4 protein-coding genes and 1 pseudogene are annotated in these 4,537 nt (G+C 66.4%); all 5 read left to right on the plus strand.

The genetic code is table 11. The annotated features are described in order from the left end of the window. Positions 1-1,639 (plus strand): nickel-dependent hydrogenase large subunit (locus AC2VON_RS16170; RefSeq protein ID WP_486953865.1); only part of this gene is annotated, 1,639 nt, incomplete at its 5' end. Positions 1,640-1,653: 14 nt separating this feature from the next. Next, positions 1,654-2,550 (plus strand): NifU family protein, encoded by an 897-nt coding sequence (locus tag AC2VON_RS16175; RefSeq protein ID WP_486953866.1) that lies wholly within the window; start codon positions 1,654-1,656, stop codon positions 2,548-2,550. Further along, a complete protein-coding gene (locus AC2VON_RS16180; RefSeq protein WP_486953867.1) occupies positions 2,547-3,176 on the plus strand; it encodes a DUF5947 family protein in 630 nt (209 codons plus the stop codon). The genes AC2VON_RS16175 and AC2VON_RS16180 overlap by 4 nt, the downstream gene beginning before the upstream one ends. Next, positions 3,119-3,820: a DUF6084 family protein gene (locus AC2VON_RS16185; RefSeq protein ID WP_486953868.1), complete on the plus strand. Its 702-nt coding sequence runs from the start codon at positions 3,119-3,121 to the stop codon at positions 3,818-3,820. Before AC2VON_RS16180 ends, AC2VON_RS16185 begins: the two co-directional genes overlap by 58 nt. Further along, positions 3,817-4,537: pseudogene (locus AC2VON_RS16190) on the plus strand (hypothetical protein); the annotation flags it as partial. The gene AC2VON_RS16185 and the pseudogene AC2VON_RS16190, both read left to right, overlap by 4 nt.

Consider the following 4,537-nt stretch of genomic DNA (forward strand, 5'->3'; position numbering starts at 1 on the left):
GATCTTCCGCGGCTACTCGATCTTCATGAAGGGCAAGGATCCCCGCGACGCGCACTTCATCACCAGCCGCATCTGCGGGATCTGCGGTGACAACCACGCCACCTGCTCCTGTTACGCGCAGAACATGGCCTACGGCGTCAAACCGCCGCACCTCGGTGAGTGGTTGATCAACCTCGGCGAGGCCGCCGAGTACATGTTCGACCACAACATCTTCCAAGAGAACCTGGTCGGGGTTGACTTCTGCGAGAAGATGGTCTCCGAGACCAACCCGGGCGTGCTGAGCAGGGCAGAAAACACACCGGCTCCGCACGCCGACATGCACGGGTATAAGACCATCGCCGAGATCATGCGCTCGCTCAACCCGTTTTCCGGGGAGTTCTACCGGGAGGCACTGCAGGTCAGCCGGTACACCCGGGAGATGTTCTGCCTGATGGAGGGCAGGCACGTGCACCCGTCGACGCTGTATCCGGGCGGCATCGGCACCACCGCCACGGTTCAGTTGATGACCGACTACATGGCCCGGCTGATGCGCTACGTCGAGTTCATGAAGAAGACCGTGCCCATGCATGACGACCTGTTCGACTTCTTCTACGAGGCGATCCCCGGTTACGACAAGGTCGGCCTGCGCCGCACCCTGCTGGGGTGCTGGGGCTCGTTCCAGGACCCCGAGGTGTGCAACTTCGACTACAAGGACATGGAGCGATGGGGCAACGCCATGTTCGTCACCCCCGGCGTCGTGGTGGACGGCAAGCTGGTGACCCACTCGCTGGTCGACATCAACCTGGGCATCCGGATCCTGTTGGGCAGTTCCTACTACGACGACTGGACCGACCAGGAGATGTTCGTACAACGCGACCCGCTGGGCAACCCGGTGGACCGGCGGCACCCGTGGAACCAGACCACCAACCCGCACCCGCAAAAGCGGGACTTGGACGGCGGCAAGTACAGCTGGGTGATGTCGCCGCGCTGGTTTGACGGCAAGGACCACCTGGCCCTGGACACCGGCGGCGGCCCGCTGGCCCGGCTCTGGCCGACCGCGCTGGCCGGCCTGGTGGACCACGACTACGTCAAGTCCACCGGCCACAGTGTGCAGATCCACCTCCCCAAGACCGCGCTCAAGGGGCCGGTCGATTTCGAGTGGAAGATCCCGCAGTACGGGTCCAACACCATCGAACGCGACCGGGCGCGGACCTACTTCCAGGCTTACGCCGCGGCGTCCGCGCTGCACTTCTGCGAGAAGGCGTTAGCGGAAATCCGGGCCGGGCGCACCAAGACCTGGGAGAAGTTCGAGGTGCCCAAGGAAGGCATAGGCTGCGGTTTCACCGAGGCGGTGCGTGGGGTGCTCAGCCACCACCTGGTGATCCGGGACGGCAAGATCGCCAACTACCACCCGTACCCACCCACCCCGTGGAACGCCAGCCCGCGCGATTCCTTCGGCACTCCCGGCCCGTACGAGGACGCGGTGCAGGGCCAACCGATCTTCGAGGAGAACAGCCGGGAGAACTTCAAGGGCATCGACATCATGCGCACGGTGCGCAGCTTCGACCCCTGCCTGCCGTGCGGTGTGCACATGTACCTCGGTAAGGGCAAGACACTGGAGCGGCTGCACTCACCCACCGGTTCGGCCGGCGCGGAGTGAACCGGGGGTGGGCCGTGGCCGGTCGAGCGGAGGAGTCTCAAATCGACGGGCAATGGCGCACCGCGGGCGACCGGATCCAGACCCTGCTGGAGGCCACCTCGGCGGGTGGGGTCGCCGCCCGTGAGCGGGCCGAGCAACTGGTCAGCGAGGTAGTCGAGCTCTACGGCGCGGCTCTGGCCCGGATCGTGGATCTGATCGGTAACTCGGCGGTCATCGACCGGCTGGCCGCCGACGATCTGGTGGCCAGCCTGCTGCTGGTGCACGGTCTGCACCCGCACGACCTGCGCCGGCGGGTGTCGGACGCGCTGGAGCGGGTGCGCCCGTATCTGGGGTCGCACGGCGGCGACGTGCACCTGCTCGAGATCATTGGTGACACCGTCCAACTTGAGTTCGCCGGTAGCTGCAAGGGTTGTCCGTCATCGGCGGTGACGCTGCAACTAACGGTCGAAGACGCCATCGGCACCGCCGCGCCGGAGATATCGTCGATCGAAGTCGTTTCAGCGGAACCGGAATCGACATCGACGGTGATTCCAGCCGCGTCGCTGTTCGCGAAAATCCATGCCGATGGCAGCCGATCGGCCGCGTGGTATCAGGTGCCCGAACTCGCCGAACTGACGCCAGGGGAGGTCGGCGGCTTCGAGGTCGCCGATACCGTGGTGCTGGCTTGCCGCGTCGGCGAGCAGGTCTGCGTGTACCGGGACCACTGCCCGGTGTGCGACGGGTCCCTGGCCGGCGCCGAACTGTGCGACGCGCTCCTGCGCTGTCCGCGATGTCACAACCATTTCGATGCTGTGCACGCAGGCGCCGGCTTGGACGACGTGTCGGTCCACCTGGATCCGCTGCCGCTGCTGGTTCGTGACGGGGTGCCGTCGTTGGCACTGCCCGCCGAAGCGATCGGTGCGCCGGCATGACCAGCCCGTACGACGTGCTTACCCGTATCACCAACCGCAGCGCACCCGCTCCGGTCGGTCAACGCTGCGAAATGTGTTCGGAGCCCATCGAAGACAGCCATCAGCACGTAGTCAACGTGGCGGGCCGGCAACTGATGTGCGTCTGCCGGTCGTGCTATCTGCTGTTCACCGACTCCCAGGCCGAACTTCGCTACCGTGCGGTCCCGGACCGGTATCTGGCCTTCCCCGACTTCGCATTGGATCGCCGCGCCTGGGAGGCGTTGCAGATCCCGGTCGGCTATGCGTTCTTTTTACGGAACTCTGCGCTGGACCGCACCGTCGCGTTCTACCCGGGCCCGGCCGGCGCCACCGAATCGGAGCTGGCCCTGGAGGCCTGGACCGACATCCAAGCCGCAGATCCGCGGGTGGGGATGCTGTCCGACGACACCGAAGCCCTGCTCGTACGGGTGCCTGGCGACGAAAACCGATCGCCGGAGTGCTATCTGGTCCCGATCGACACCTGCTATGAATTCGTGGGCCGGCTGCGGACCCTGTGGCGTGGTTTCGACGGCGGCCAAGAGGCCCGCGCATGCGTCCGCGACTTCTTCGACCGGGTGGCGGGACACGCAACGGTGGTCCCACGGTGACTGAACTGACGTTCACCGTCCTGGATGTGGCACCCGAGCCCTATGCGGTGGCTCCGATCCTCACCGCCCGGGTCGGTGTCGCCGCCACCGGTGACAGCCCGGTGCACGCGATCGCGTTGCGCTGCCAGGTCCGTATCGAACCGCTGCGACGCGGCTACACCGACGAGGAGGCGGCCGGCCTGCTGGACCTGTTCGGTCCCAGGGAACGCTGGGCGTCCACCCAGCGCACGTTTCTCTGGCAGCACTGCGCGGCGATGGTGCCGGGATTCACCGACACCACCCAGGTGGGGCTACCGATGGAGGCCAGCTACGACTTCGAAGTGACCGGCGCCAAATATCTGCATGCGCTGCGTCACGGCACGGTACCGTTGCAGTTCCTGTTCAGCGGAACAGTTTTCGTCAAGTCCGAACGGGGGTTCTCGGTCCAGCAGGTGTCCTGGGAATGCGAGGATCGCTACGCGATGCCGGTGTCGGTGTGGCGGGACCTGATCGCGCAGCACTATCCGAACACCGGGTGGGTGCGGCTGAGCCACGACACCGTCACCGCGCTGGCCGCCTACAAGTCGTCCCGTGGACTGCTCGATCTCGACCACGCGGTCACCGCGCTGTTGGCCGAGGCGCGTGAGCCCGAGGAGGCGCGATGACCGCACGTTGGGATCGGGCCCGTGCCGTGGCGGATGCGGTGCTCTACGAGGGCTACCTGCTCTATCCGTATCGCGCCTCGTCGAATAAGAACCAATCACGTTGGCAGTGGGGCGTGTTGGGTCCATCCGGTGCAGCCGACACCGGCATCGGCGAGGACAACGCCCTCTCGGCGCAATTCGTGGTCGACGGCGCGAACGCGGTCACGTTGGTGCTGCGCTTCCTGCAGTTGCAGCACCGCCAGGCCGAGCGCGCTGTTGACATCGGCGGTTACCAGGCGGTCGGCGAGCTGAGCACACCAGCGGGGTGCATCCTGTCCTGGGATGAGGCCGTAGAAGTCGAGTTGCCGTTCGGCCCCTTCGAATTTGCTGACACGCCGGCGCAGTGGACACTTCCGGTGACCGTACCCGGCGGCACTGACGTCGAACCGGTCGAAGGTGGCCGGCTGGTGCGCACCCGTCACGCTGTGCACGCAGCGCTGAGCGTCGACGTCGAGCCCGATGACGGCCTGCACCGCGCTACGGTCGCAGTGCACAACACCGGTGCGGCTGCGGTCAGCAAGGAGTCGGCCATCGCGACATCGCTGATCGGCACGCACGTCATCGCCGAAGCCGTTGGCGGGGAGTTCGTCTCGCTGCTCGAACCGCCCGACCACGCCGCCGGCGTAGTGGCCCGTTGCCGCCAGCACCGGTGCTTCCCGGTGCTGGCCGGTCCGCCCG

It is taken from the genome of Mycobacterium sp. TH-M82, assembly GCF_057473605.1.

What these genes read in the sequence shown, in the direction of transcription:
- AC2VON_RS16180 (WP_486953867.1), top strand. Translation starts at nt 2,547, where the DNA reads ATGACCAGCCCGTACGACGTGCTTACCCGTATCACCAACCGCAGCGCA.
- AC2VON_RS16185 (WP_486953868.1), top strand. Translation starts at nt 3,119, where the DNA reads ATGCGTCCGCGACTTCTTCGACCGGGTGGCGGGACACGCAACGGTGGT.